Below are 24,691 nucleotides of genomic sequence, written 5' to 3' on the forward strand. Positions count from 1 at the left end.
CGACATCAGTCCTCCTGTTGAATTCAGCGACCACCGAGTTGGAGTGCAACTTCGCTGCCCGGTCGTGGAACGAGACGGCCCACCTCGGTCGGAACCAGGGTGTCCGCGAATGATTCGGGACGGACCAGGTTGTACTTGCGTACCTCGCCGCCGACACCGGAGACGAGCAGATCAGCTCCGGACGTGGTTGCCGTCGTCGCGATCGTCACGCCCGGCGACCCGGGGAAGGGAACGAACGACGACGTCTGCGCGAAATCGACTGCACCACCATGATGATTCGGCGATTCGAGGTACATCGCAGGGCCGCCGTCGAGCCTCGACCCGGACGAGAACGTACGGACGGTGCCATCTCCCCCTGCCATGCCTGCGACGATCGACTGAGCACCGCCTTCCACGCCGGCCACCCAGCCCGTCGACAGTGACACCCCATCGGTGTAGGTCTCCTCGAATGCCATGAACTCCGAGGTCAGCGTCGGGCCCTCACCGTGTGCGTGTTCGCTGGAGTCGGAACTGGCGGCGGTCGGCTGGAAGAGGTCGTACCGGAAGGTCTTCACCAGTGGTGCATCCCCTGCTCCCGGTACGGTGACGATGCTCTTGCGGCCGGACGACGCGTCGACCATGCCGGTGACGATGGTGACGCCGCGGTCCGAGCCGGGGTACGGGGTGAAGGCGTCGAAGACGTCGGGGGCGGTGCCGTTCTCTGCAGGCAGGCTCGACGAGTACACCGTCACCTCGGCCTCGGTACCCGGCCCGGTTCCTACGATGATGTTCTCGCGCAGCGCATTCCCGTCGATGTCGGCAGTAGCTACTACGATGCCACCGTCGACTGGATCGTCGGCAGGTGCAAATCGGGTCAGTTCTTCGGAGAACGGTGCCGCACCAGCGCCGTTGTAGCCCACGACTTCAGGGACGGCGCCCGGTCCGGTTCCGACGACGAGGTCGAGCACCATGTCGCCGTCGACGTCCCCCATCGCAACCGACGGTGTGCCCTCGAAGCCCGGGAACGGTGTCACCGTGGCAATCGGCCGATCGCCCGCCGCGTCGTAGACCTGGACTGTTGCGTCGATTCCTGCTGAACCAGGAAGTGCGACAGCATAACTCGACACTGCCGGAATGACGCTGACCAGCGCCATCAAACCGTTGTCCTCGTGATTAAGACGGTGGCAATGGATGACGAACGTGCCGGTGTAGTCGGTGAACTTCGTCCGAAGCGTGACCGACGCGGGCTCGAGCGCGTTCTCTTGATCGTCGGTGACGGGAGCTGGAACGTTGACATTGTCCTGTCCCCACGGCTGTACACCTGTCACCGTCCCCGCGACCGGATCCACGATTTCGGTGACCTGAAAGTCGTTGACGTGGATGTGCATCGGGTGTTCGTCGTTGTTGAGATTGGTGATCTTCCATTCCTCGACAGAGTCGAGTCGGGGCTGGATCAGCGGAATGTTGGGGAAGGTGTTGGCGGCGAACTCGTACGTGAACGCCTTCGGGTCGCTGGTGCTTGCCTTGTCGTTGGAGAATCCTCCGGATACGACGAGTTCGCGCGTGACGTCGACGGGCATGGCGGCGGTATCGACGAACGAGGTGTAGGCGTCGAGCTTCTGACCGGGCTCGAACGGGACGGTCACGCCGTCGCCCGGCTCGGGCGTGACCTGAAGCAGCTTCTGGGTCGGGAAGGTGAAGAATCCGTCGGCGTAGCTGATGATGGACGGGTCGACCGTCACCGTCCCGAGCGTCGCAGGTGGATTGTCGGTCCCGTTGTTGGTGTAGAGAATGCCATCGTTGACCACTGGCTTCGCGCCGTCGAGCGGAGGCATCTCGAGAATGAGCTCACCGTCCTCGGGCATCGTGACTGCGATCGAATAGCGCGACCCCGGCGGTATCACCAGCCGCGTACCGTCCCCATCGACCGGACGTTGGACCTCACCGAACGGGTTGCCGTCCTGTCCGACCAGAGCGAACTCTGGATGGTTTCCGGTAGCGGTTTCGGTGAGCTGCACAGGCATATAGGCAAAGTCGCTGATATTTGCCAGCACCCAGATCTCGGTTTGACCCGGTTTCGCAGTCAGCTCGGGTTGGAATCCACCATTGACGGTGAACTGAACGTCACGCTGATTGTCCGGCAGCGACGGGTCGGCGGGCACATCGACGGTGTCGCTGCTGAAGCTCTGCAGATTGCCCGGGATGAACTGGTTTTGGCCGCGGTGATTGTCCGGGCTCAGCGGTCCGGTGTACCAGTTGGTCATGTACTGAGCGCCTTCGCTCGTTTCGGCGAAGTTGACCGGCGCGAGGCTTGGACGGTAGGTGCCGTCGGACAGTTGTTGCTCGGTGGGAGGTTCGAGGGTACTGACGTACTGCGGCCAGTTGGGATCGTTCAGCTGGGTGCCGCTTCCCTTTCGGTCGAAGACGAAGTTGTACTGCAACGCCATATCTCGAATCGGGAGGTCGTTCTCGGTGACTATCGGCAGATCACCGTCGGGACGGCCGATTTCGAGAAGTCCGGCAAGTCCGGCGTACGTCTGCTGGGCGGTCAGTGTGTGGAAATGACTGTGGTACCAGTACATTCCGTTCGGCATGTCATCGGGCACCGCGTAGTCGTAGCGGTTGCCCATACCGGCAGGGATGTCCAGTAGTACGTTGTCGGCGTTGCCGTCCGGACTCACGTGCAATCCGTGAGTGTGCAAGTTGAGCGGGGCTTGGGCCAGCGTAGGTGGAACGATCGGCACGTCGCCGCCAGCCGGAGTGAACGCCGGATCGTAGAAGTCCTCGATGGTCAGGCCCTGCAGATCGTTGTCGTAATGGACGATCAGTTGCTCGCCTGGGTCGACCCGCAGCGTGGGTGCCGGGTAGATGTCCTGTCCGCTCGTCGATCCGTCCGAGGCCGTGCCTTGGATTACTTCGTAGCCGTAGAGCAGAAAATTCTCCACCGGAGCCGACGCGGTGTCGAGCACAACCCTGCCCTGATGAGCCGACAGTCGGACTTCGAGCACGCCGTTTTCACTGGAGAGCTTCACCGGTTCGGTGTACTGCGCGACAGCCCCTTGATCCGCGTAGTTCGATCCCGTAGACGTGGGTGCCTCCTGCGCGCACGACGCCACGAGCAGTGCGACAACTACACACACCGCACCTCTGCGAGCAACAGAGAACATCGGCACCCCTCGGGCTGGGAGGACCTCAGGAGCATAGGTCCGGCTGCCGGACGAACAGAGCCGAGTGAGGGTGATATCGCGGGTGAGAAGGGGCCGCATCCCATTCGAACATATGCACTAACAGGCTGTGGAAGGATCTGTGGATAACTCGAGGACCATTGTCGGCCCCTTGTGGATGGGCTGTGGATAAAGATCCGTCGCAACTGAGAACTAGCTGTTCAGACGCCCTGCCGTTGAATTACACGCCTGTGAGTAACTCTGCACGAAAAGTGTGGACAGGGTGTCACTAAGCTCATCCGTATGGCGAAATCGATCATCGTGTGCACGTCCGTCTCACACGGAAACACCAAGAAGATCGCCGACGCCATAGGCGGCGTGCTCGACGCCCCGGTCGTCGCACCCGCCGCTGCTGATCTCGCCGGCTACGACATGGTCGGGTTCGGGTCGGGGATCTACTTCGGGTCGTTCCACTCCGACTTGCGGGCCTTCGTCGAGTCGCTACCGCAACAGGACGGGCGCAAAGCATTTCTGTTCGCGACCAGTGGACTGCCGGAGACTCGCCTGACGCGCTTCTCCGGCCGCCTCATCGAACTCCTGGAGGACACGGGGTTCGATGTTGTCGGGGGTTTCTCGTGCCGAGGCTTCGACACGTTCCTGCCCTTCAAGCTCGTGGGCGGGATTCGCAAAGGACGGCCCGACGAGGACGACGTCACCTCCGCCCGGGCGTTCGCGGAGCACCTGCGAGATGCGGTGGATCTCGATCGGGAGTGAGGTCACGGCGTGGACCGCATTGGCTCAGCACGAATCCGCAGTGGCTCGGGTTGTCGCGCTTTCTCCCCGTTCGGCCAACGCGGTGATGAATCGTGCGATCTCGGCCGGCTTCTCTTCTGCCATGAAGTGGCCCGCTTGAATGGGCTCGTAGGTCAGATCCGTGGCCCACACACCCCAGAGCGCGGCAGCATCGAAGCCTAGCTGCGATCCCCAGTCCTGCGAGATCACCCCTACCGGCATCGTGAGGCGTGCACCGGCATCACGGTCCACCAGGTCCATGGCGAGGTCGATTCCCGCCGTAGCTCTGTAGTCGGCGACTATGGAATCCACTGCCGCAACGGAGCTCTCGACGTAGTGCTCTCTGACGGCAGGGGTGAATGTCGATCCATCGGGATCCCACGAGTCCAGGAACGACCCGAAGAACTCAGGGCCGACGGCCCTGATCATCTTCTCCGGCAGTCCTGCGGGCTGAGCCATGAGGTACAGATGCCATGCCACCTTTGCATCGAGACCACGCAGAACGTCCCATGTATCTGCAGTCGGGAGCACGTCCAGTATCCCGAGATACTGGACGGCTTCCGGATGGTCCAGCCCCGCACGAACACCGACTAGAGCGTGTCTCTTAAATTGGGTCCGTTTTCGTTTTCATCGCCGGGCGGTGGTTGTGGTTGCGGGAGTGCAGAACTGCCGCGCACAGGACAACGCCCCCGAGGAATGTCATGGCGTACTTGTCATATCGAGTGGCCACACCACGCCACTGTTTGAGCCGCCCGAAGCCACGCTCGACGGTGTTGCGGTGCTTGTACATCGTCGGATCGAAACCCGGTGGACGACCACCGGCGGACCCCTTGTCGGCCCGTCGCTGCTTCTGGTCGCTGCGCTCGGGAATGGTGTGTTTGATCTTGCGGCGACGCAGTTCGGTGCGGGTACTGGGATGGGTGTACGCCTTGTCGGCGAGCAATCGGTAGTCCTGGTCCCCACCGGCAGCTCGGTGGGCATCGAGCAACGGCACCAACTGTGGATTGTCCCCGGCTTGCCCACCGGTCAGCAGCATCGTCACCGGCGAGCACGTCAGGTCGGTCAGTGCATGGATCTTCGTGGTGAATCCTCCGCGAGATCGACCCAGCGCGTGGTCAGCGGGTTCGTCGACGGATTTCTTGTAATTCGACAAGGCCCCCTGTGAGAGTGTCGGCTCGCGCACCGGCCGCATGCTGATGCGCCCGGACGCTGGTCGAGTCGATCGAGAGCACCGCCCCGATATCGCCGTCGAGTTCTTCCGGGTCGAGACCGAACACCTCGGCCACCGCGGCAAGCATCTCGTCGTAGGTGCCATCGAAGGACCATCGGTGGTGGCGTTTCCACACCGTCTGCCACGGACCGAAGTCCTCCGGCAGATCTCGCCACGGACACCCGGTACGGAATCGGTATGCGATGCCCTCCAGAATTCGCCGGTGCTCGGCGAACCGCCGCCCACGTTTTCCCACGTCGGTGGGTATCACTGGCTCGACGATCTCCCAGAACTCGTCACTGATCACTCCCACGCGCGTCATCGAAATATCATCGCTGACAGCACCTCTCAAATTTGGGAGACACGCTCTAGGGCGCCCCGGTCATGACCGACCACGCCGAAGCGGGCGAATCCGAGCGCTGCGGCGACCCGCACGACGTCATTGGCCATGGTCCGCTTCGAGTAGGTCGCCGAATCGGTGTCGGCCGGTTTGGCACTTGACCCGTATCCACGAAGGTCAGGGACGATGACCGTGTGTCGATCTGCGAGCTCGTGCGCGACATACCGCCACATGAAGTGCGTCTGGGGAAAGCCATGAAGCAATACGAGGGCCGGCCCGCTTCCAGCGACGGCAACGCTCAGTTCCACGCCCCCGTCGCCGGTCAAGGTCCGATACTGAAATCCATCGATTGTCATTGCGTTCATCGTGTGTCCTTCACTGCTCGATGGGCGGGGCGGCCGGAGAAGATACCTGCTGGTAGAGCGGCCTTTCCGAATGCCGTTGCGCGGAGGGCGGGAATCACTACCGAGTCGATGAGTGCTTCCAGATAGTGGTCGTCGATTTGCAACCCGTTGAGCTGCCGGAGGAGAACGACGGAACCAACGACCTCCTCGAACGGGAAGGGATCGATTCCATCGGGTAGTTCGCCGCGGCGAACTGCTGCCTCGATCACAGAGTCCGGAAGCCGGGCACCGGTCGGGCCAGTGGATCGCTCGATCTCGTCACAAAGCTCGGGATCCTCGAGGCCTGCTTGGAGCAGAAGCAGCGGCATGCGACCGTCTGCAGCAGCCATGGTCGCCCTCAATCGTCGACAGAGGGCAAGCAGATCACTGCGAAGACTGCCGGTGTCGATGTCGGCACCCGCCCCGTCTCGCGCGGGGCCGGCTTTAACCGCGGCAATCACCATGTCCCGCTTCGTTTTCCAACGACGATACAGTGTCGCCTTGGATGCGCCTGCTCGGCGTGCGACCCCCTCGAATGTGACACTGTCGTAGCCACCCTCGCCCAATTGAGCGTTCACGACGTCCAATATCTCGGACTCGCGTTCGTCGTCGCGAGGACGCCCACCGCTGCCGACGACCATGTCGGGCTCTGTTCCTTTTCGATACGGCACGGCTCGTATCGTAACAGACCTCCCCAGCGGCGCCCGACGCCAAGAACTTGGCACTGAGGATCATCTCGCGCACATCGATTCGAGCGAGCATTCAAGGACCATCAACCCACGTCCCATGGGGGTCCACATATGTCGATCGTCTCCGACACACCTGCCAATGCTGTGTCAACACCGCCACTGGAGCGGTCCGAGCCCGCTGAGTTGACAGTTCTCGGCGCCTGTCCGCAGGACTGTCCGGACTCGTGCGCAATGGTCGTCACCGTCTCCGACGGAGTGGCCACCAGTGTCAGCGGCAGCAAGTCGATGCCCTACACCAACGGCGGTCTGTGCGTGAAGGTCGATAACTACCTCGACAAGGTGTACAGCCCCGATCGTCTTCTGTACCCCATGAAACGGTCCGGCCCCAAGGGAAGTGGCCAATTCGAACAGATCTCGTGGGACGAGGCCATCGCCACGATCGCCGAGAAGTTCACCGCCGTCAGCGCGGAGTTCGGACCTGAGGCAATCATGCCGTGCAACTACCTCGGAACCCAAGGGATCACCCAGGGCTTGAATGTCGGCGATGCGTTCTTCAACCGGCTCGGCGCTACCGTCGCCGAGCGCACCTACTGCGATGCAGGCTCCTGCACCGCATACGCGATGACCGTCGGTGACACCGCAGGCGTCGATCCGGAGAGCTTCGTCCATTCCAAGTTCATCCTCATCTGGGCTTCCAATGTCATGAGCACCAATCTGCATCTCTGGCCGTACATCGCCGAGGCCAAGAAGCGCGGCGCCAAAGTCGTCGTGGTCGACCCGGTCAAGACGCGCACGGCAAAAGCAGCCAGTCAGTACATCCCGATTCGGCCGGGCACCGACGGCGCGCTCGCGCTGGCCATGATGAACGTGATCATCGCGGAGGGACTCACCGACGATGCCTACATCGCCGATCACACGATCGGATACGACGAACTCGTCGAACGTGTCGCCGGATACACGCCCGAGTGGGCCGCAGACGAGACCGGAATCCCGGTCGACGACATCTACACCCTTGCCCGCGAATACGCGCAGTCCCAACCTTCTGTCATCCGCATCGGCGTAGCGATCGAGCGGAGTGCCGGTGGCGGACAGTCGGTTCGCGCGATTTCATGCCTGCCAGCGCTTGTCGGGGCGTGGCGACGCCCAGGTGGCGGACTGCTACAACTTCCCCTCTGGGCGTTTCCGGTCAACTGGCCGGCGTTCCTGCACACCGAACTGCAGACCCCGGGAACTCGGGTGGTCAACCTGTACCAACTCGGCGAAGCACTGACTGGCGGCCTCGAACTCGATCCACCGCTGAAGGCGTTGATGGTCTACAACTCCAACCCGGTCGTGGTGTGCCCCGATCAGGATCGGATGATCGCGGGCCTGTCACGTGAGGACCTGTTCACCGTCGTCAGTGACCACTTCCTCACCGATACCGCAACGTACGCCGACATCGTCCTGCCTGCCACCACCCAGCTCGAACAGGACGACATCAACTTCTCCTGGGGTCACCTGTTCGTCACATACAACAACAAGTCGATCGAGCCGCGTGGAGAGTCCATACCGAACTCCGAGCTGTTCCGCCGATTGGCCGCGGCCATGGGCTTCACCGAGCCTGCGTTCACACGCACCGACGAGGAGCTGATCGCCGAGGCATACGACTGGGAATCACCTGCCATGGAAGGCATCACCATCGAATCGCTGAAAGAGAAAGGCTGGCAGCGACTCAATCTTCCGGCGCCCGACGAGTATGCGCCGCACGCCGAGGGCAACTTCAAAACTCCCTCCGGCAAAACCGAATTCGTATCCTCGGCAGCGGCGGGCGGAAACTTCGTACTCCCGCTGTTCCGCCAGGGATCGAACGATCACCAGCCCGGCCAGCCGGTCGACCCGCTCCCGCACTACATCGCCCCGCGCGAGTCCACTCGTACGAATCCTGCACTCGCCGAAAAGTTTCCACTGAATCTACTGACCCCGAAATCGCACGCGTACCTCAACTCCAGCTTCGGCAACATCGAAGTACACCGCAAGGTGCAGCGTGAACCCTCGCTTCTGATCAACCCAGTCGATGCAGAGGCACGCGGCATCGAGTCGGGCGCGCAGGTCCGGGTATTCAACGAGCGTGGTGAGTTCGTCGTCTTAGCCAAGGTGGACAAGTCCGTCATGGCGGGTGTGACCGTCTGTTCGATGGGCTACTGGCGGAAGAACTCTCTCTCACTGTCGACGCCGGCATCGCTGAATCCCACTGTCTTCGCCGACCTCGGCAACGCCCCCACCTTCTCGGACACACTCGTCGAGGTCGCTCTGGTCGAGGGAGTCCTCGCATGAGCTATGTCGTGACCGACGCCTGTGTCGACGAACTCGACAAGTCCTGCGTCGAAGAATGCCCCGTCGATTGCATCTACGAGGGCGCCCGCATGGTGTACATCAACCCCGACGAGTGCGTCGACTGCGGCAAGTGCGTTCCAGCGTGCCCCAACGACGCGATCTATTGGGAGCACAAGCTACCGGAGGACAAGAGCGTGTTCGTCGACATTGCGACCGTGTTCTTCGACGAAACCGAAGCATCAGGAGGCGCAGAGGATTTCAGACCGATCGGCCGAGATCACCCGACGATTGCGGAGATGAGTACCGGTGAAAACTGATCCGATCGACATCGACTGCGACCTCATCATCGTCGGCGCTGGACCGGTAGGGCTCTACGGCGCCTACTACGCGGGATTCCGCGGGATGCGGGTGGCCGTCATCGACGCCCTCCCACATCCCGGCGGCCAAATGACTGCCCTCTATCCCGAAAAGCTCGTCTTCGACGTCGCCGGATATCCCGCAGTCCGCGCGCAGAGCCTCGTCGATGCGTTGGTGGAACAGGCATCGCAGGCGGACCCCGTCTACCTGATGGAGCACGTCGCGATGACGGCCGTCGAAAGCGACGAGCACGTGGTGGTGACGACGGACCGCGACGCCACCGTCACCGGAAAGGCCATGTTGATCGCGGCGGGCATCGGCAAGTTCACGCCGCGCCCGCTGCCGGCTGGATCGGAGTTCCTCGAACGCGGACTGCGATACTTCGTTCCCCGCCTCGACGATCTGGCCGGACACGACGTGCTGGTCGTCGGCGGCGGTGATTCGGCGGTGGACTGGGCGCTGAGCCTCGAGCCCGTCGCGGCTTCGGTTTCTCTCGTCCACCGACGGCACAGCTTTCGCGCACACGAGCACAGCCTGAAGCTGCTCGAGGATTCCTCGGTCTCGGTCCTGACCCCCTTCGAGGTACAGCAGATATCAGGCGAAGACACGGCCCGATCGGTCACCATCGTGGAGGCCGACACCGGCGAGGCCCGAGAGTTGCCTGCTACCAGCGTGGTGGCAGCGCTGGGATTCAAGGCAGCGCTGGGCCCGATCGGAACCTGGGGTTTGGACAAACACGGACGCGACATCGCGATCGATCGTTCCATGCGCACCAACCGATCCCGAGTGTTCGCCGCCGGTGATGTTGCCGGACACGACAACAAGGTCAAACTCATTGCGGTGGGCTTCGCAGAAGCGGCCGTGGCAGTCAATCACATTGCAGCTCTGATCAATTCCGGCGAGCAGGTCACACCCGGACATTCCAGCGACCAGGTCTGATCCGCTTCACTCCTGGTCGCTGGGCCGTTGAGGTCGGGTGACGGCGTGGACGTCACCCGACCGCTCCGCCGCTGCGGCGCGGTACTGCCTCGGGCTGACGCCGTACTGTTCTTTGAACGCTCTACTGAAGACCGTGAGATCGGTGAAGCCCCAACGCCGCGCGATCTGTCCGAGAGATCGGTCGACGGCCACGCTGGCGATGATGTCGCGGCGGCACTTCTCCAGTCGGCGCACACGGATCGACCGAGAGAACGTCGTTCGACTCTCTGCGAACAATCGGTGCAGTTGCCGAGTGGATATGAGCATTGCGGTAGCGATCGCGGTCGGGGACAAGTCGGGGTCGGCGAGGTTATCCTCGATGAACCGGTCGATTTCGGGCATCAGACTGCGGCCGCTTGCAGCGGGAGCAGAGCCCAGAGTGGTACGCGCGATGACGCTGACCAGGTCGCCCACCTCGTCGGCGACCGCACACGCTCCGCCCGAGTCGAAAGCCGATCGCGCGGTCGCCAGGTCATGGAGGAACCGGCCCAACACGCCGCTCATTCCGCTGCGACCGTCGAACCGCACCGCGGTGAGCCCAGCCGCTTCGTGCTCGGTGAGCGAAATCAACGTCCGCGGCCACGTGAAGACCTCCAACGACCACTGATCGTCGTTGGGATCACCGTTGACGATCCAATCGAACGGGCGAGAGGTGTCGTAGATAGCGAAATCACCTCGGCCGAGCACACATTCGCGATCATCCTGACGGACGATGGCCTCACCCCTCCGGATCAACCCGAGCTGCAGGAAGTCGCGACCGTCGGAGCCGATCAACGTGCTGTTGCGTTCGATCCGCTGGCTGGTCGCATCGACGCAGGAGACCTGAAGGTGTGCAATCGACTGTGAACGCACCGACCCGGTGAAGCGACTGTCCCCGATATCTGCAACGTCGAGCGCGACGAAATGCTCTTGCAGCATATCGGCCCAGTCGACAGCGCTGGTCGTACGAGCCGGCAGGGCAAACCCAGATCGGTTCAGCATGGATTTCCTCCTCTCGGTAGAACATATCCCCGATTATTTCGCCGATGTTGAGAAATCGTGACGCCGTGGAGAATTTGTCGGTCTGGCTGATCCGGCCGGACTCGGTGGTCGCCGGGAGTCAACTATTGGTCGCTGCACGCCAACCCGACACGGACCGCGACCCGCATTGTTGGTCTCATGGCCAAACCCGACGGTGCCCTATGACCGCCCTCCTCGACGCCAGGGGACGTCCACTACGCGATCTGCGGATCTCGCTGACGGACCGGTGCAACTTTCGGTGCGTCTACTGCATGCCGCGGGAGATGTTCGGCCCTGACCATGCGTTCCTCCCCACCGAGCACCTGCTCAGCTTCGACGAGATCGAACGGGTGACTCGTGCGGCGATGCGTCTCGGTGTGCGCAAAGTGCGATTGACCGGTGGTGAACCGCTACTGCGCGACGGGGTCGATGCCCTGATCTCCTCACTGAAGTCTCTCGACGGTCTCGAGGTCGCGATGACGACCAATGGTGCGCTGCTCGGTACACACGCCGATGGCCTCGCCCGCGCAGGACTTGATCGGGTCACCGTGAGTCTCGATTCCACCGATCCCGAGACTTTTCGCCGAATGAGTGACACCAGAGTTCCGGTGAAGCGGGTGCTCGACGGCATCGAATCTGCGACGACCGCCGGCCTGGGTCCAGTCAAGGTCAACGTCGTCGTGCGGCGCGGCGTGAACGACGCCTCGGTGCTCGACCTGGCTCGCACGTTCCGTGACTCGCCGGTGACGGTCCGATTCATCGAGTACATGGATGTCGGATCCACAAATCGATGGCAGCTCGATCAGGTGATCGGCGCAGCGGAAATAGCGTCGACGATCGATGCTGTGTACCCACTCGAACCACTGCCCCCGCGGTACGACGGTGAGGTCGCGCGGCGGTACCGCTACCGCGACGGCGGCGGCGAAATCGGGATCATCGCTTCGGTCACCCGTCCGTTCTGTGGCGATTGCACACGCGCCCGGTTGTCGGCCGACGGACAGATCTACACATGTCTGTTCGCCGGATCAGGTACCGACCTGAGGGGCCTGATGCGGTCCGGTGCCGACGACGCAACCGTCGAAGACACCCTGCGGCGTCTCTGGTCCGTGCGAGTGGACCGCTACTCGGAACTGCGATCGCGATCCGACGGTCCGTCGCGAGGCGAGAAGGTCGAAATGTCCTACATTGGAGGGTGAATGAGATCGATAGCCGAACACCGTCGACGGATCGAGGCGCTCGGTATCACCGCTCGGTCGCGCTCCGTCGACCTGACCGCCGCGATAGGAGCTGTGCTCGGCGAGGCAGTGCGAACGTCCGGGCCGCTTCCGGCATTCGACGTCGCCGCCGTCGACGGATTCGCTGTTCGTCAGGGTGACCTCGGCGTCGACGCCGAGCTGTCGGTACCGGGAACGTGCGTTGCCGGCCCGATCGCGACGGCGATCTCGGTGTCACCGGGCCAGGCCGTGCAGATCATGACGGGTGCCCCTGTGCCACCGGGCGCCGACACTGTCGTACCGGTCGAGGACACCAGTGGTTTCGTCGACAATTTTGCAACTGCTCGGGTGCGAATCCGAACCTCACCGAAGCGGGGCGCGAACATTCGTGCACGCGCTAGCGACATCGGTGCACACGAGATCCTCCTTCACGCGGGAACAACGCTGTCTCACAACCACATCGGTGCACTATCCGCGCTCGGACTGACCCGAGTCCAGATCCGATCCTGCCTGCGGGTTGCAGTCGTCCCCACCGGAAACGAACTGGTTCGGCCGGGCGAACCGCTACTGCCCGGACAGATCCACGAGTCGAACGCTCCCATGATCGTCGCCGACCTGGCACGGTGCGGAGCAGAGGTCCGTCGCGAGGACGTCGTGGGCGACGACGTCGAATCGCTGCGCGCGACACCCGGCCGATGTGCCGACTGGGCAGACCTCATCGTCACCACAGGCGGAGTCAGCGCCGGCACCGAGGATGTGGTTCGGTCGGCGCTCGACGACGGGCATGCGGAGTTCGTGTCGGTTGCGATGAAACCTGGAAAACCCCAGGGAGCAGGCCGCTTCGACGGCGTTCCGATCATTTCCCTGCCGGGCAACCCGGTGGCCGCATTCGTGTCCTACGAACTGTTCGTCCGCCCGTTCGTCCGGGGCGCGCTGGGCTGCGACACCGTCGACCGCCCGACCTCTGAGGTGGTGCTGGACTCCCCCACGATCGCCGGGCGCCCAGGAATGATGCAGTTCCGCCTCGGCCGGCGTCTTGGTTCGCGCGTCGTCGTCTCAGGGTCGGCGTCCTCGGGCTCGATCAGTTCGATGGCGTCGAGTGACTGTCTCATCGCTGTCGGCGAAGGCGGCGCCACGCGCGGCTCGGCGGCAACGGTGTGGATGACGGGTGTCGGCTGAGACGCGTGCGAAACAGCGACAGCGGCTATGCCGTGGGCATAGCCGCTGTCGCGGGCCTAACTGAGCCGCCTAAGAGAATCGAACTCTTGACCTTTTCATTACGAGTGAAATGCTCTACCGACTGAGCTAAGGCGGCGTGCCTTTCGGCGTTGATGAGTCTAACGGAGCCTCCCATCGAAACTGAAATCGCCCACCCCGGGGCTCAGGCTGTGATGGCCAACCCCTCGACCGGACCTGCAAGAACCGACTTGAAGTACCTGGTCACGTCGTCGGCGAGCACTTCCGTCTCACCCGATTCGACGGCGTCGACGATGGCCTTTGCGACATCCTTCGGGTCGTTCTTCGGCACGTCCAGCTCTGCGATCATGTCGGTGTCGGTGTACCCGAGGTGGACACCGGTGACGAGGGTGCCCTGGGGCGCGAGTTCGAGCCTCAGGGAGTTCGTCGCAGACCACAGCGCAGCCTTCGACGCTCCGTAGCCGCCTGCTCCACTGACCCAGGACAGCACCGAGTGGACATCGACCAACGCGCCGCCACCGTTGCGAGCGAGTATCGGCGCGAATGCCTGAACGATCCGCAATGCGCCGAAGAAGTTGGTCTCGAAAATTGCGCGGACATCCTCGATCGACGAGTCCAGCAACGGACCAGCCCCGGGAGCACCTGCATTGTTGACGACGATAGCTACATCGCTCAGCTCCTCGGCAAGTGCAGCAACGGAATCCGAGTCATCGACGTCAAGTGCCTTTGCCACTACTCGCGGGTCATCCGACGCCTTGGGCACCCGAGCCGTCGCGTAGATCGTCGCGGCACCGCGTGCCAGCAACTCGTCGACGATCGACTTCCCCAATCCACGCTGCCCGCCGGTCACCAGCACCACTGCACCCTCGATTGCCACCATGAAACTCTCCTTGACATAGATGTAATGCTTTTGACTATGTCAGTCATACTTGCTCCGGCGGACATAGTCAAATAGTGTTTACTTATGTCAACGCGTCCTACTGCACGGTTCCGCATCGCACCCGCACCAGTCGGGTTGCACCGCGTCCAGGACTTGCTCAACACGCGCGCACTGGCTGCCAAGGGCTTCCCCGACCTTCTCGCCGACGGGGTGGCGGCGTCACAGTCTCTCGATGCCGATCTCACCGACGCCGATGCGCGCGAACTTCGCGGCCTTCGTACCGCACTCGAGGAGCTGATCGCAGGTACGTCACCGTCCATCAATCCTGTCGGCGCGGAACTGAGCGTCGACGCCACGGGCGTGGTCCGGCTATCGCCCTCGGGAGGCGGCTGGGAGTACGTGGCATCACAAGTGTGGGCGGAGGTTCTACTCGCCCAGCAGACCGATACGTGGCGACGACTCAAGCGATGTCGAAACGAACTGTGCGGCACAGCGTTCTACGACCGATCCCGCAACAACAGTGGAGTCTGGCACGACGTCAAGACCTGTGGGAATACGGCGAACCTGAGGGCATCCCGGGCAAGGAGGCGGTCCGAATGACGTTGCCGCCCATCGCTTGGATGGACCGACGACGGCATCTGACCGTATGAATGGACCATTCAAGCGATAGTGACCTGGCGGCCCGAGTCAGCGCAGCGCCGCACCCAGCTGCGCGACCATCGCGTACACCGCGAACTTCGGCTTGGCGTTGAGCGCCAACGCTTCACGGCACACGAGGATCGCCTCGATACTCTTCAGCAACGCCTCCGGCGATGCACCCCGCGCCATACGTTCGATCTGCTCGGCCATGTCCGGGTGATTCAGGACGGCGGTCGATCCGTACGACCGGGCCAGTGCGTCTCGATACAGTCCCGCAAGGTCGATCAACGCGCGGTCGAAGGAATCTCGAAGATTTCGGGTGCGCCGCGACTTCTGCCGAGCTTCCAATTCCTTGATCACACCCGCCGACCCGCGCAGCGCTCCTGCCGCACCCTTACCTGTACCGCCTGCCCCGAGAGCGGTCCGCAGTTCTTCCATCTCGACGCCGTCGAGCGCGGCACTGATCTCAGCGGCCTCCGTCTCGGCAGCCTTCACCATCTCCTCGGCCGCGAGGTACGCCTGGTTCGGCCGGGCTGCAGCGGAAGCGAGGCCGAGCGCGCGGATGCGTCGGGCACGCGCGTCTTCGTCTGTCGCCAGTCGGCGGGCGCGGCCGACGTGACCACCGCTGACCGACGCCGCCCACTGCGCGGTCTTCTCGTCGAGTTGGTCCCTGGTCTGCAACACCTGGGAGATCGCCGACGCCGTCGGCGTGACGAGATGGATGTGACGGCACCTGGACCGGAGCGTCACCGACATGTCCTCGGGATCGGTCGACGGTGCACACAGCAGCATGACGGTCCGCACGGGCGGTTCCTCGACGACCTTCAACAGCGCATTGGCTGCGGCCTCGCTGAGTCGATCCGCATCCTCGATCACGACGATCTGCCAGCGCCCGGTGCTCGGCCGGCGGGCAGCGATCTGCACGATCTCGCGCATTTCCTTGACGCTGATGCTCAGTCCCTGCGGGATGATGCGTCGAACATCGCCGTGAGTGCCTGCCATCGTCGTCGTACACGCGTGGCACTCGCCGCACCCAGGCACACCCTCGGTAGTGCACTGAAGTGCTGCCGCGAAACACAGAGCAGCGATCGATCGTCCCGATCCAGGAGGGCCGGTGAACAGCCAGGAGTGCGTCATCGCCGATCCGGGCGCGCCGGAGCGGGCTCCCACGGCTGCGCCCGTCAGTTCCGCTTCGACGTCCTCTTGGCCGATCAGTCGATCGAATACTCCAGCCATGACTGAGCAGCTTAGTCGGCGGGTCCGACTCGGATTCTCAGCGAGGTGGCGGGAAGTAGGGCGCGATCACGTCGAACCTCTCCAACAACGACTGACGCTCATCGGCCAGAGAGGCATTGCCGGCTTCGCTGATGTACATCGAGACCGCGCCTGCCTCGGTCATAGTTTGCGTCGCGTACATGTCGTCGTCGAGGACATACAGGTACGTCGTGTAGTCCCCGTAGGGCAGCATCTCGACATCAGACACCTCGGGGTTCGCATACGGGTTCTCGATGAACGTGGTGTCCTCGATGAGAAGGATCCCGATCGCGAAGGAATCGTTTGCCCACAAGCATCCAGGGGTCCCCGACAACTCGGTAGCCCCAACACCGGGCAGGTCGAGATCCTCCAACAAGTCCGCGGGAAGGTCACAGGGATCGAACTTCACCGGCGTCGATCTCGACAAGGCCGAATCCGGTTTTGCGGCAATAGCGTTCCCCTGAACATCCGTCGAGCAGCCGAGAACGGCCACCGAGAATGCGACGATGATACCGCCTAGAAGTGCGGTCGAGGCGCGCATCTACGCGTCACCTAGGAGCAGTCTGGTGGTGATTCTCAAATTGAAGCAGTAGGAGTCGAACTGCACTTCGGACATCGTGAATTGCACCGTCCGATTGTCGATCTCGGACAGCGAGATGCACTGGTCTCCCTTGAACACGAACAGCTGGACCATCTGACCGTAGGCCTCGAATTCAACCAAGTCGGTGACGCCAGGGGTAGTCGCGATCGACTCCCGATTCACCTCGCCGTTGATTCCCGCGGTGAACCGCAGGCCATCACCGGTCCACGTACATCCACCTCCTCCCGGGATATCCGATCTCGTCTCCGGGTCGACGCCCACGAATACTCTCAGCGAGATGTCGTCCAATTCGCACGGATCGAACGACGCTGCATTCGACGCGGACGGTGACGGGGCCGTAGCGCGCGGACGCGTGCTCGAAGTGGGTGCACTCGACTGACTCTCGCTCACCCCTAGGCCCTGCCACGAGTCCTCGACGACGGCCTTGCCCTCGACCGTCTGGGCGCACCCCGTCAGCGCCAGTACACACAGGGCTATCGTCAGTTTCTTTCCCACATGGACTTGGACGCGCCGGAGCCGCCATCGGTTCCCGCCGCCCTATTTCCGACCGCTTGAAAGGTTCATTCATGCTGCCAGACAGCATGGATGGACCATTCAAGCGATAAGGGGGCGGGCCAACCCACCCGGGCCAACCCACCCAGGCCTACTCACGCGAACCTACTCGGCCGGCGGAGCCTTCTTCGCCGCAGCCTTCTTGGCGGGAGCCTTTTTCGCCGGCGCCTTCTTGGCGGCGGTCTTCTTCGCCGCAGCCTTCTTCGCCGGCGCCTTCTTGGTCGCCGTCTTGCTAGCCGTCGCCTTCTTCGTGGCTGCCTTCTTGGTGGCCTTCTTCTTCACCGGCCCGCGTGCACGCCGGTCTGCCAACAGCTCCGACGCACGGTCGTCGGTGATGGTTGCGACGTCGTCGTCCTTGCGCAAGCTGGCGTTGGTTTCACCGTCGGTGACGTACGGACCGAAGCGACCGTCCTTGATCACCATCGGCTGCTCGCTGATCGGGTCGGTGCCCAGTTCGCGCAGCGGCGGCTTCGCCTCACCTTGTCGTCCACGTCGCTTCGGTTCGGAGTAGATCTTCAACGCCTCTTCGAGAGTGACGGTGAAGAGCTGCTCTTCGTCTGCCAGCGAGCGAGAGTCGGTGCCCTTCTTCAGGTATGGACCGTAGCGGCCGTTCTGCGCCGTGATCTCTTCCTTGGATTCGGGATCGATGCCGACGACACGTGGCAGCGACAGCAGCTTGAGGGCATCCTCGAGCGTGATGGTCGCGAGGTCCATCGACTTGAGCAGCGAACCGGTACGCGGCTTGGGGCCGGTGGCCTTCTTCGCGGCCTTCTTGGCAGGGGCCTTCTTCGCCGCAGCCTTCTTGACCGCCGTTTTGGTACCACCGCCGCCATCACCACTGTCGCCGGTGGGGATGGGGACGATGTCCGGCTCGGGCGGAGTCGGTTCCGGCTCCGGTTCGGGCAGGATCTCGGTGACGTACGGCCCGAATCGCCCTTCCTTGGCGACGATCTCGTTGCCGGTCAGCGGGTCGGCGCCGAGCTTGCGGCCCTCCTGCGGGGTGGCGAACAGCTTCTCGGCGAACTCGATGGTGAGCTCGTCCGGTGGGAGATCGTCGGGCAGATTGGCACGCTGTGAGATCGGATCCCCGTCGGGATCATCGTCGTTCTTGACCATCCGTTCGAGGTATGGACCGTAGCGACCGACACGGACGTGGATCTCGCGGCCCTGATCGTCGTCGAACAGCCTGATCGAGTTGATGACACGAGCGTCGATGTCCTCGAGGTTGGTGCCGACCATCTTCTTCAGGCCACCCGAGCGTGCCACGGACCCCTCGGCGCCGGTGTCCCCACCGAAGTAGAAGTTCTGCAGCCAGTTGCCTCGTCGCTCACGGCCTCCGGCGATGGCGTCGAGATCGTCTTCCATGCCTGCGGTGAAGTCGAAGTCCACGAGTCGACCGAAGTGAGCCTCGAGGAGAGCGATGACCGAGAACGCGACCCACGACGGCACGAGGGCACTGCCACGTTTGTAGACATATCCGCGATCGAGAATCGTCTTGATGATCGAGGCGTACGTCGACGGGCGGCCGATGCCGAGTTCTTCGAGCGTCTTGATCAGCGACGCTTCGGTGTAGCGCGCAGGTGGATTGGTCGTGTGGCCGTCGGGATCGAGCTTGGTGGCGACAACCGCGGCGCCGGCCTTCAATGCTGGAAGGCGCGACTCGGCGTCGTCGGACTGCCCGCCCGCTTCGTCGTCGACGCTTTCCACATACGCCTTGAGGAAGCCTGCGAAGGTAATCGTCCGGCCCGAGGCGGAGAAGGTGCACTCTTCGCCGGTACCGGCCGTGCCGGTGATGCGCAGCGTCAGCGTCGTTCCGCGGAGATCTGCCATCTGCGAGGCGACGGTCCGCTGCCAGATGAGCTCGTACAACCGGAACTCGTCGGTCTGCAATGCCGAATGCAGCTGCCCCGGGGTCTGGAAGACGTCACCGGAAGGCCTGATCGCCTCGTGCGCCTCCTGTGCGTTCTTCACCTTGCGCGTGTACTGCCGCGGTGACGGATGCACGTACTCGGGACCGTACAGCTCCGTTGCCTGCGCGCGGGCAGCAGCGATGGCCGACTCCGACAGCGTCGTCGAGTCGGTACGCATGTAGGTGATGTAACCGTTCTCGTACAGACGCTGCGCGACGCGCATGGTCCGCTCCGAGGAAAACCGCAGCTTGCGTCCGGCTTCCTGCTGCAGCGTAGACGTCATGAACGGCGGGTACGGCTTGCGTGTGTACGGCTTGTCCTCGGCGGACGCAACAGTGAGGTCGACGCCTTCGAGCGCCTCGGCAAGGCGCCTGGCACGTGGCTCGTCGATGACGGTGACGCCGTCGGACTTCAATTTGCCGTCGGCCCCGAAGTCACGACCCGAGGCGACTCGGGAACCGTCGACGTTGACCAGACGCGCTCCGAAACTGCGCGGTGAGGCGTCGGCACCGGCGTCGAGGGTGGCGGAAATGTCCCAGTACTCGGCGCTGCGGAAGGCCATGCGGTCGCGTTCACGCTGAACGACGATCCTGGTGGCGACGGATTGGACGCGTCCCGCCGACAGCTTCGGCATGACCTTTTTCCACAGCACGGGACTGACCTCGTAGCCGTAGAGGCGGTCGAGGATGCGACGTGTTTCCTGTGCGTCGACGAGATCCTGGTCGAGCTCGCGGGTGTCCGCAGCAGCAGCGAGGATCGCTGGCTTGGTGATCTCGTGGAAGACCATCCGTCGGACGGGAATCTTGGGGTTCAGGGTCTCGAGGAGATGCCATGCGATGGCCTCGCCCTCGCGGTCAGGGTCAGTGGCGAGGAAGAGTTCGTCGGCGTCCTTGAGCAGACTCTTGAGCTCGGCGACCTTGCTCTTCTTCTCCGGTGAGACGACATAGAGCGCCTCGAAGTCGTGATCGACGTCCACGCCGAGCCGCGCCCAGGCCTCACCTTTGTACTTGGCCGGTACGTCCGCGGCGCCGCGAGGCAAGTCGCGGATGTGACCCACCGACGCCTCGACGACGTAGTTCTTGCCCAGGTACGGGGCGATCTTCTTGGCTTTGGTCGGGGACTCGACGATGACAAGGCGCCGCGGCTCGACAGATCCGCCGGTGGTGGTGTCCCCCGTGCCGTTATTGCGTGCTGCCACCTTGCTGCCGAACCTTCCCTCGTTGCGTTCCCGATAGCCGTCTACTGCTCTCGACAGGCCCTTCGCAGGTACTTCCTACCCGCCGAAACCGACATTTTTGCCGATCTGCCTGGTAACAGAGTGGCATACGCCGCCAAAATACTCGCAGATCAGCTGCTTACCTCCCTACTCGGCAGTCGGCCAACTGGTACGCGCGTCCGGATTCTGCGGAGCGGGGCCGACGTTCTCCACCAGCCGCAACATCCGTCTGCGACCTGTGATCCGCAGTCCCGGCATCGACCCCCTCGTACCGATCAACGTCGGGGCGATTCCCGCGCGCATCAGAGCTTGAGCGAGGGGCGCGTGGGTTTCCGGTGCATGCGGGTCCAGACCGAGAACATACCGTTCACCCTCTGCTTCCGGCCGCCCGGCTGCGAGTACCCACGCGCGCAACTCGCGCGGACCGGGCACCCACCCAGGCGGCATCGCCTTGACTGCGCCCTTGGTCCACTGGGATGCCAAAGCGGACAGTTCGGGCACGGAAGCGGTTCGTACGAGTGGTCGATTTTCTTCCGACCGACCGAGCTCGGAGACCAAACCGCACTCGGCGATCAGATCCGAGATCGCCTCGGCACGCCAGAGCTGTTCGACGACGACCGAGATACGAGCGCCGGACGCCGACAGAACTACCTGGCCGGTGGACGCCAGCAGCCCACTCAAGTCCGTCACCGACGGCGGCAACGACTCGGCAGAGAAAAAGGACAACTGGTTCACAAGGTGGACAGTAGGACATCTTGTGGCAAACGTCCCCCGTCCGAGTCCTGTGTCTGCGACGGATACCCGGAAACGACTCATCCCCCTCCGCAAACCGGGCAAGCCCGGATACAGAGGGGGATGAGGTTGTCGGTTCCTCACACACAAATGGGAGGAAACTTGATCAGACTGCGTGGATCAGACTGCGCGAACTCCGGTCGCCTGGGGCCCCTTGGTTCCCTGGCCAACCTCGAACTCGACGCGCTGGTTCTCCTCGAGGGTGCGGAAACCGCTGCCCTGAATCTCGGAGTAGTGAACGAAAACGTCAGCGGAGCCGTCTTCTGGTGCGATGAATCCAAAGCCCTTTTCGGCGTTGAACCACTTCACAGTTCCCTGTGCCATGCTTTTCCTTCTCTTTCTAACACCGGATGCGGTGGGCAGCACTTACAGTCCACCGGGCCGGTTCCGACCGTTGTACTTCCTGAATTCCCCCTCAGGCGGAACCCCACTCCGACTGAACCGCCGGAAAGCAAGACCCCTTCAGGAAACGCTCCAAAAGCACACCGCTCGCAACAATAGATCCTGCGAGCGTGAGAACGAACACAGAAGCTGCGACCAGTTCAAGTCAACCACGACTTGGGCGTTTCCAACAGTCGAAAAGTGAGTTTTCGGCACATTCGGTTGATCTTGAAACATCGCGACAACGACTGTTGCATCGTTCACCCGTCCCCGCCAGCGTCGATACCCGGCCGCTGTGCCCGCGCACCCGGTGGACCGATAGCATGAAAACTGCAGGTCGCGGCCCCCGCCAGAGCACGTGGCAACGTCAGCAGAATCATGGAGAGCAGCAGTGACCCAACCGGATCCGTCGAGCGAGGGTCACGTCACCAGCTACGGACGATCGCTTCTGGGCCGTGTACTCGCTGGCACCCCTTCCGGTGAACACCCACTCACCCACGTTGCAGAGCTGCCGGCGCGCATGGCCCAATTCACCGACTGGCCAACATGGTTGAAGCCGGAAGTACGAGCCGTACTTCAGTCTCGCGGAATTTCGGTGCCGTGGAGCCACCAGGCCCAAGCAGCCACTCTCGCCAACGACGGTCATCACGTTGTCCTGTCAACAGGAACGGCGTCGGGAAAGTCTCTGGCATACCAGATGCCGATCCTCTCCAGCTTGCTCGGTGACGCCCGCGCAACCGCTCTCTATCTCGCCCCGACCAAAGCGCTCGGCGCCGATCAACTCCGCAGTACGATCTCGATCACCGACGAGTTGCGCGGCGATGCACCGGAACTGGCCGAGGTGTTTCCGAGCGCCTACGACGGAGACACCCCGACCGAGATTCGTCAATGGGCGCGCGCGAATGCACGATGGATATTCACCAACCCCGACATGATTCACATCGGAATTCTGGGTGCGCACGAGAGATGGGCACGATTCCTGCGCAATCTGAGATTCGTCGTCGTCGACGAGTGCCACTACTACCGCGGTGTCTTCGGCTCCAATGTCGCGCTGATACTTCGGCGCCTGCGTCGCATCTGCGCTCGCTACGGTGCGAATCCGACGTTCGTCCTCGCAAGTGCGACGACGTCGAACCCGGGCCTCGCCGCGTCCCGACTCGTCGGAGCTCCGTGCGAGGAGGTCACCGACGACGGTTCGCCCCACGGGCCGCGAACCGTCGCGCTCTGGGAACCGCCGCTACTGAAGGAGATCACCGGCGAGAACGGTGCTCCGGTGCGACGCTCGGCGGGCGCGGAAGCCTCGCGCATCATGGCCGATCTGATGATCGAGGGCGCTCGCACACTGACATTCGTGCGTTCGAGGCGCGGCGCGGAGGTGACCGCCCTCGGCACGCAACGACTGCTCGCGGACGTCGATCGTGATCTGGCGACACGAGTTGCCGCCTACCGCGCCGGATATCTGGCCGAGGACCGAAGAACCTTGGAAAGAAACCTGTCCGACGGCACGCTCCTCGGCGTCGCGACGACCAACGCACTCGAACTCGGGGTCGACATCGCGGGTCTCGACGCCGTCGTCGTCGCAGGATTTCCCGGCACGGTTTCATCCTTCTGGCAGCAGGCCGGCCGTTCGGGTAGGCGCGGCGAAGGCTCGCTGGTGACGCTAGTCGCGAGGGACGATCCACTCGATACCTACCTCGTCCATCATCCGTCGGCGCTGCTCGACAAACCGATCGAGGCGACAGTTACCGACCCGAAAAATCCGTATCTGCTCGGTCCCCAATTACTCTGCGCTGCTGCGGAACTACCGATCACCAATGACGAGGCCGGGGAACTCGAAGCACAGGTCGTGCTCGAGAACTTGGCAGCCGACGGCCTCGTACGCAAGCGACCGCACGGCTGGTTCATCACGCCGGAGGGACAGAAGTATGCTCCGCACGCATCGGTGAACATTCGCGGCGGAACAGGCACGCAGGTCGCCATCGTCGACGGTGAATCCGGACGCATGCTCGGAACAGTCGACTCTGGAAAGGCACCGGCCACAGTCCATCCGGGCGCGGTCCACATTCATCAAGGCGAGAGCTTCGTCGTCGACGAACTGGACCTGGAATCCGGTCTTGCGCTCGTTCACGCCGAACACCCCGACTGGCACACATCCGCACGCGAGACCACCGACATTGCGATCACCGAAGTTCATTCCAGTCGAGTTCTCGGCGACGTCACGGTCGCTCTTGTGCAGGTGAACGTCACGCACCAGGTCGTCGGGTACCTTCGTCGTCTGCATTCGGGTGAAGTTCTCGATTCGATCGAGCTCGACATGCCGGAGCAGACATTGGACACACGCGCCGTCATGTACACGATCACGCCGGAGACGCTCCTCGACCGCGGAATCCCCACCGAGCGGTTTCCGGGGTCCCTGCATGCTGCCGAACATGCTGCGATCGGCCTGCTTCCGCTCGTCGCCACATGCGACCGCTGGGACATCGGCGGCGTCTCGACCGCCCTGCACCCAGACACAGGACTCCCGACGGTGTTCGTCTACGACGGTTACGACGGCGGTGCGGGCTTCGCGGACCGGGGCCACCGAGCGATCGTGGAGTGGTTGGAGGCCACGAGGGACGCGATCACCTCGTGCGAGTGTCCGACCGGGTGCCCCTCGTGTGTGCAGTCCCCCAAATGCGGGAACGGCAACGACCCTCTGGACAAGGGAGGGGCTGTGATCGTCCTGCAGATAGTGCTCGATGCGGCGTCGTCTCGATCTGCCGCTTCATGACCGAGTAGGTTCGGCCAGCGGGGGAGCTAGCACCACTTTTGCCGAGCTAGCACACCGGCTATGACGCGAGCCGGTGTCCAA

Annotated in this window: 20 protein-coding genes, 1 tRNA gene and 1 pseudogene; 8 read left to right on the forward strand and 14 right to left on the reverse strand. The window is 63.1% G+C overall.

What is annotated here, in order from left to right; all coding sequences use genetic code 11:
* Positions 1–23 precede the first annotated feature (23 nt).
* A complete protein-coding gene (locus WDS16_RS19355; protein ID WP_338886907.1) occupies positions 24–3,146 on the reverse strand; it encodes a multicopper oxidase family protein in 3,123 nt (1,040 codons plus the stop codon).
* Positions 3,147–3,446: 300 nt separating this feature from the next.
* On the opposite strand from WDS16_RS19355, the gene WDS16_RS19360 reads away from it, so the two are divergent.
* A complete protein-coding gene (locus WDS16_RS19360) occupies positions 3,447–3,917 on the forward strand; it encodes a flavodoxin family protein (RefSeq protein ID WP_338886909.1) in 471 nt (156 codons plus the stop codon).
* A gap of 24 nt (positions 3,918–3,941) precedes the next feature.
* Here the strand turns inward: WDS16_RS19360 and WDS16_RS19365 are convergent, their stop codons facing one another.
* The 4 genes and pseudogenes from WDS16_RS19365 to WDS16_RS19380 all read right to left on the reverse strand — a co-directional run bounded on the left by WDS16_RS19365 (position 3,942) and on the right by WDS16_RS19380 (position 6,539).
* On the reverse strand, positions 3,942–4,466 hold the full coding sequence (locus tag WDS16_RS19365) for a hypothetical protein (protein ID WP_338886911.1): 525 nt from the start codon (positions 4,464–4,466) through the stop codon (positions 3,942–3,944).
* A gap of 73 nt (positions 4,467–4,539) precedes the next feature.
* Positions 4,540–5,467 (reverse strand): annotated as a pseudogene (locus WDS16_RS19370) (IS5 family transposase).
* 26 nt (positions 5,468–5,493) lie between these two features.
* Positions 5,494–5,850, reverse strand: coding sequence for an alpha/beta fold hydrolase (locus WDS16_RS19375; RefSeq protein ID WP_422395687.1), 357 nt, complete (start codon positions 5,848–5,850; stop codon positions 5,494–5,496).
* Positions 5,847–6,539 carry a TetR/AcrR family transcriptional regulator gene (locus WDS16_RS19380; RefSeq protein ID WP_338886913.1) on the reverse strand — a complete coding sequence of 231 codons (693 nt, stop codon included), beginning with the start codon at positions 6,537–6,539 and terminating at the stop codon, positions 5,847–5,849. Before WDS16_RS19380 ends, WDS16_RS19375 begins: the two co-directional genes overlap by 4 nt.
* 129 nt (positions 6,540–6,668) lie before the next feature.
* Here WDS16_RS19380 and WDS16_RS19385 point away from each other — a divergent pair, with 129 nt between their 5' ends.
* From WDS16_RS19385 to WDS16_RS19395, 3 genes are read left to right on the forward strand one after another with little or no spacing between them, the layout of a single operon-like run.
* A complete protein-coding gene (locus tag WDS16_RS19385) occupies positions 6,669–8,870 on the forward strand; it encodes a molybdopterin-dependent oxidoreductase (RefSeq protein ID WP_338886915.1) in 2,202 nt (733 codons plus the stop codon).
* On the forward strand, positions 8,867–9,187 hold the full coding sequence (fdxA, locus tag WDS16_RS19390; protein ID WP_338886917.1) for a ferredoxin: 321 nt from the start codon (positions 8,867–8,869) through the stop codon (positions 9,185–9,187). The genes WDS16_RS19385 and fdxA overlap by 4 nt, the downstream gene beginning before the upstream one ends.
* Positions 9,177–10,166, forward strand: coding sequence for an NAD(P)/FAD-dependent oxidoreductase (locus WDS16_RS19395; protein ID WP_338886919.1), 990 nt, complete (start codon positions 9,177–9,179; stop codon positions 10,164–10,166). Before fdxA ends, WDS16_RS19395 begins: the two co-directional genes overlap by 11 nt.
* Before the next feature lie 6 nt (positions 10,167–10,172).
* On the opposite strand, the gene WDS16_RS19400 is transcribed toward WDS16_RS19395, so the two are convergent.
* Positions 10,173–11,186 (reverse strand): helix-turn-helix domain-containing protein, encoded by a 1,014-nt coding sequence (locus WDS16_RS19400; RefSeq protein ID WP_338886921.1) that lies wholly within the window; start codon positions 11,184–11,186, stop codon positions 10,173–10,175.
* A 200-nt stretch (positions 11,187–11,386) separates the two neighbouring features.
* Between WDS16_RS19400 and moaA the strand changes: the two genes are divergently transcribed.
* Both moaA and glp read left to right on the forward strand, forming a co-directional pair.
* The gene (moaA, locus tag WDS16_RS19405; protein WP_338886922.1) at positions 11,387–12,400 is read left to right on the forward strand and encodes a GTP 3',8-cyclase MoaA; all 1,014 of its coding nucleotides are present in this window, start codon (positions 11,387–11,389) and stop codon (positions 12,398–12,400) included.
* Entirely contained in the window at positions 12,401–13,597 is a 1,197-nt protein-coding gene (gene glp / locus WDS16_RS19410) for a gephyrin-like molybdotransferase Glp (RefSeq protein ID WP_338886924.1), read from the forward strand. It abuts the gene before it with no gap.
* Between the two features lie 63 nt (positions 13,598–13,660).
* On the opposite strand, the gene WDS16_RS19415 is transcribed toward glp, so the two are convergent.
* Together WDS16_RS19415 and WDS16_RS19420 are read right to left on the reverse strand one after the other, a co-directional pair.
* Positions 13,661–13,733 (reverse strand) — tRNA-Thr (locus tag WDS16_RS19415).
* Between the two features lie 66 nt (positions 13,734–13,799).
* Positions 13,800–14,495 carry an SDR family oxidoreductase gene (locus tag WDS16_RS19420; RefSeq protein ID WP_338886926.1) on the reverse strand — a complete coding sequence of 232 codons (696 nt, stop codon included), beginning with the start codon at positions 14,493–14,495 and terminating at the stop codon, positions 13,800–13,802.
* An 84-nt stretch (positions 14,496–14,579) separates the two neighbouring features.
* Between WDS16_RS19420 and WDS16_RS19425 the strand changes: the two genes are divergently transcribed.
* Positions 14,580–15,095 carry a CGNR zinc finger domain-containing protein gene (locus tag WDS16_RS19425; protein WP_338886928.1) on the forward strand — a complete coding sequence of 172 codons (516 nt, stop codon included), beginning with the start codon at positions 14,580–14,582 and terminating at the stop codon, positions 15,093–15,095.
* A gap of 87 nt (positions 15,096–15,182) precedes the next feature.
* On the opposite strand, the gene WDS16_RS19430 is transcribed toward WDS16_RS19425, so the two are convergent.
* The 6 genes from WDS16_RS19430 to WDS16_RS19455 form a co-directional block, all read right to left on the reverse strand.
* Complete coding sequence (locus WDS16_RS19430; RefSeq protein ID WP_338886930.1) at positions 15,183–16,370, reverse strand: DNA polymerase III subunit delta'; 1,188 nt, start codon at positions 16,368–16,370, stop codon at positions 15,183–15,185.
* A 37-nt stretch (positions 16,371–16,407) separates the two neighbouring features.
* Entirely contained in the window at positions 16,408–16,929 is a 522-nt protein-coding gene (locus WDS16_RS19435; RefSeq protein WP_338886932.1) for a hypothetical protein, read from the reverse strand.
* Positions 16,930–17,484 carry a DUF3558 family protein gene (locus WDS16_RS19440; RefSeq protein WP_338886934.1) on the reverse strand — a complete coding sequence of 185 codons (555 nt, stop codon included), beginning with the start codon at positions 17,482–17,484 and terminating at the stop codon, positions 16,930–16,932.
* Between the two features lie 162 nt (positions 17,485–17,646).
* Positions 17,647–20,649, reverse strand: coding sequence for a type I DNA topoisomerase (topA, locus tag WDS16_RS19445; RefSeq protein WP_338886936.1), 3,003 nt, complete (start codon positions 20,647–20,649; stop codon positions 17,647–17,649).
* A 165-nt stretch (positions 20,650–20,814) separates the two neighbouring features.
* Positions 20,815–21,402, reverse strand: coding sequence for a hypothetical protein (locus WDS16_RS19450; RefSeq protein WP_338886938.1), 588 nt, complete (start codon positions 21,400–21,402; stop codon positions 20,815–20,817).
* A 177-nt stretch (positions 21,403–21,579) separates the two neighbouring features.
* Positions 21,580–21,783 (reverse strand): cold-shock protein, encoded by a 204-nt coding sequence (locus tag WDS16_RS19455; protein WP_005248460.1) that lies wholly within the window; start codon positions 21,781–21,783, stop codon positions 21,580–21,582.
* A 448-nt stretch (positions 21,784–22,231) separates the two neighbouring features.
* On the opposite strand from WDS16_RS19455, the gene WDS16_RS19460 reads away from it, so the two are divergent.
* Positions 22,232–24,610: a DEAD/DEAH box helicase gene (locus WDS16_RS19460; protein ID WP_338886941.1), complete on the forward strand. Its 2,379-nt coding sequence runs from the start codon at positions 22,232–22,234 to the stop codon at positions 24,608–24,610.
* The last annotated feature ends 81 nt before the right edge of the window (positions 24,611–24,691 follow it).

It is taken from the genome of Rhodococcus sovatensis (assembly GCF_037327425.1).
Taxonomy (GTDB): domain Bacteria; phylum Actinomycetota; class Actinomycetes; order Mycobacteriales; family Mycobacteriaceae; genus Rhodococcoides; species Rhodococcoides sovatense.